A 3,356-nucleotide genomic window follows, 5' to 3' on the forward strand; every position below is an offset into this window, starting at 1 on the left:
GCGGCCGCTCGCCGCGGAGGCGAAGGAGATCTTCCCGCCGGGAGCCGCGGTCCGCTACGAGTGGATTCCGCGCGCGAAGAACAAGCACGCTGACCGGCTCGCCAACGCAGCGATGGACGCGGGCAAGCGGGGCGAGCAGTGGTCGGCGGGCGCGTCGACGGCGGAGCTGGACGCGGCGGCAGAGGCGGTCGGGACGATTGGGCCGGTCGGCGAACCGGATCCCGCGCCCACCGCGCCGCACAGTGGCTGGGGCCCGGATCTCGGTGAACCCAGCACCTTCGTGCTGCTGCGGCACGGCGAGACCGCGCTGACGCCCGAGAAGCGCTTCTCCGGCAGCGGCGGCACCGACCCCGAACTCTCCGCCGCGGGACGGCGCCAGGCGCGGGCCGTGGCCGACGCGCTGGCCGCGCGCGGCACCCTCCAGGCGAGCGGCAGCTCCCCGCTGCGCCGTTGCCAGGAGACCGCCGCCGCGGTCGCGGACCGTACCGGGCTCCCGGTCCGTATCGATGAGGGCCTGCGGGAGGCCGACTTCGGGGACTGGGAGGGCATGACCTTCGCCGAGGTACAGGACCGCTTCTCCGACGACCTGCAGACGTGGCTGGAGTCCACGGAGGCCGAACCCACCGGCGGCGGCGAGAGCTTCGCCGCGGTCGCGCGCCGCGTCGCCGTCTCCCGTGACAAGCTGCTGGCCCGCTACCCGGCCCGTACGGTGCTGCTCGTCACGCACGTCACGCCGGTCAAGACGCTCGTCCGGCTGGCGCTCGGCGCCCCGGCCGAGGCGCTGTTCCGGATGGAGCTGTCCGCGGCCTCCCTCTCGGCGGTCGCCTACTACGCGGACGGCAACGCCTCACTACGCCTGTTGAACGACACCGGCCACTTGCGCTGAGCCGATTCGCCCCGCTCGCATGCCGCGGGAGACGGTGGCCCGCCGGGCACGCCGGACCCCTTCAGAGGGCGCCGCACCCGGCCCGGCGGGCCGGGCCACGCCGATCGCCCGTACCCCTTACCCACCGCACCGATCACACGACCCAGAGCGATGGTTGTGTGATCTGTTGACCACCTACCGGCTGGTCGGTACGTTCACCGGAATTTGCGGCGCCGAAGTTCCCCCGTCCCTCGCCGCGACCCACAACCGGAGCGTGCAGCCATGGAAACGGCACCACCCGACTCCGCCCCACGGCGGAACAACCGACGCAAGGTCGCCGCTGCCGCGGCGGCGGCCTCGGCAGTGGAGTGGTACGACTACTTCATCTTCGGCATCGCCGCCGCGCTCATACTCGGTGGCAAGTTCTTCCCCTCCAGCAGCCCCGTCGCCGAAGTCCTCGCCTCCTTCGCGACGTTCGCGGTCGGCTTCCTCGCCCGCCCGCTGGGCGGCATCATCGCCGGACAGCTCGGCGACAAGCGCGGCAGGAAGCCGATGCTGGTACTGGCGCTGGTCACCATGGGCCTCGCCACCACGGGCATCGGGCTCCTCCCGAGCTACGACACGATCGGCATCGCCGCGCCGATCGCCCTGGTCGCTCTCCGCGTCCTCCAGGGACTCGCCGTGGGGGCCCAGTGGGGCGGTGCGATGCTGATGGCCACCGAGTACGCGCCCGAGGGCAAGCGGGGTCTGTACGGCAGCCTCGTACAGCTGGGCGTCCCGATCGGCGTCGTGACCGCCAACGTGGCCTTCCTCGTCACCGGGAGCCTGACCGACGACGCCGCCTTCGCCGCGTGGGGCTGGCGGATGCCGTTCGCCGTCGGCATCCTGGTACTCGTGCTCGCCTGGTACATACACAAGCGGGTCGAGGAGACACCGGAGTTCCGCCAGGCAGAGCGCGAACTCGCCGAGCGGGAACAGAAGGAGAAGGGCGCCGACGCCTCCGGGGGCACGGCGCGTTCCCCGCTGCGCACCATCATCCGGCACCACTTCGGCACCGTGCTCCTGGCCAGCGGTTCCTTCGCCGTCAACACCGCCACGTTCTACATCATCATCACCGGCGTACTGGACTACACGACGCGCGACCTGCACATGGAACGCACGTCGGTGCTGACGGTCTCGCTGCTGGTCAGCCTCACCCAGTTCGCGATCATCCCCGCCGCGGCCGCGTTCTCCGACCGCGTCGGACGGCTGCCCGTCTACACGGCCGGAGCGATCGGGCTGCTGGTGTGGGCGGTGCCGATGTTCCTGCTCATCGACACCACCTCGCTGTGGCTGCTGGGCGTGGGCACCTTCGTCACCAGCTTCTTCCTCAGCATCATGTACGGGCCGCAAGCCGCCCTGTTCGCCGAGCTGTTCACCGCGGAGATGCGCTACACGGGCGCCTCGCTGGGCTACCAGATCGCCGCGGTGTTCGGCGGCGGCCTGGCCCCGTTCCTCATGGTGCTGCTGCTGGAGGTGAGCGGGACCTCGATGGCCGTCTCCGGCTACATCATGCTGCTCGCCGTGATCTCGCTCGCCTCCATCTACGTACTCGCCAAGCGGGCGCGGGAAAGGGAGCGGGAAAGGGAGGGGCAGAGCCCCGCGCCGTCAGCCGTGTAGCGCGGCGGCGCCCTCGGCGAGGCGCTGGACGCGGGAGAAGTCCTTCGCGGCCAGCGCCTCGCCCGGCAGCATCCAGGTGCCGCCCACACAGCCGACGTTGGGCAGCGCGAGATAGCCGGCCGCTCGGGCCTCGTCGATGCCGCCGGTCGGGCAGAAGCGGGCCTGGGGGAGGGGGGAGGCGAGCGACTTGAGATACGCGGTGCCGCCCGCCGCCTCCGCCGGGAAGAACTTCATCTCCGTCACCCCGCGTTCCAGCAGCGCGACGACCTCCGAGGTGGTCGAGACGCCCGGCAGACAGGGCACGCCGGTCGCGCGCATCGCGTCCAGCAGTCGGTCCGTCCAGCCGGGACTGACCAGGAAACGGGCCCCGGCCGCCACCGCCGAACCCGCCTGCTCGGGTGTGAGGACCGTCCCGGCCCCGACGACCGCCTCCGGCACCTCCGAGGCGATCGCCCGGATCGCCTCCGGCGCCGCCGCCGTGCGCAGCGTCACCTCGATCGCCGGCAGCCCGCCGGCCACCAGTGCGCGGGCCAGCGGGACCGCGTCGGCGGCGTCCTCGAGGACGACGACGGGGATGACGGGAGCGAGGTCGAGCAGGGAGGAGTCGGGGAAGGGCGAGGGGGACGCGGCGGAGGTCATGCGTGCATCCTCTCCCGCAGTCACCGACCTGCGCAACGCTCGTTGCGCAGAGTGCAATCGCGCTACAGCTCCGTCACCACCACGTCCAGCGCCCTCGGCTTCCCCGGCTTCGCCGCGGCGCCCTCCTCCACCCGGTAGCCCAGCCACCGCAGCGACTCCGCCAGTTCGGCAGGCGTACCCGGCGCCGTCCCGG

3 protein-coding genes are annotated in these 3,356 nt (G+C 72.2%); 2 read left to right on the forward strand and 1 reads right to left on the reverse strand.

What is annotated here, in order from left to right:
• Both ACRDP3_RS09495 and ACRDP3_RS09500 read left to right on the forward strand, forming a co-directional pair.
• Positions 1-886 (forward strand): bifunctional RNase H/acid phosphatase (locus tag ACRDP3_RS09495; protein WP_431516424.1); only part of this gene is annotated, 886 nt, incomplete at its 5' end.
• A 261-nt stretch (positions 887-1,147) separates the two neighbouring features.
• On the forward strand, positions 1,148-2,524 hold the full coding sequence (locus tag ACRDP3_RS09500; protein WP_431516425.1) for an MFS transporter: 1,377 nt from the start codon (positions 1,148-1,150) through the stop codon (positions 2,522-2,524).
• Here ACRDP3_RS09500 and eda read toward each other — a convergent pair.
• Positions 2,513-3,163 (reverse strand): bifunctional 4-hydroxy-2-oxoglutarate aldolase/2-dehydro-3-deoxy-phosphogluconate aldolase, encoded by a 651-nt coding sequence (eda, locus tag ACRDP3_RS09505; protein WP_431516426.1) that lies wholly within the window; start codon positions 3,161-3,163, stop codon positions 2,513-2,515. The two genes, ACRDP3_RS09500 and eda, sit on opposite strands and share 12 nt — an antisense overlap.
• Positions 3,164-3,356 lie beyond the last annotated feature (193 nt).

The sequence above is a fragment of the Streptomyces sp. genome (assembly GCF_050698815.1).
Taxonomy (GTDB): domain Bacteria; phylum Actinomycetota; class Actinomycetes; order Streptomycetales; family Streptomycetaceae; genus Streptomyces.

Bases quoted from the DNA above. Each gene is read 5' to 3' on its own strand.
- ACRDP3_RS09500 (WP_431516425.1), top strand. From the start codon at position 1,148: ATGGAAACGGCACCACCCGACTCCGCCCCACGGCGGAACAACCGACGC.
- eda (WP_431516426.1), bottom strand. From the start codon at position 3,163: ATGACCTCCGCCGCGTCCCCCTCGCCCTTCCCCGACTCCTCCCTGCTC.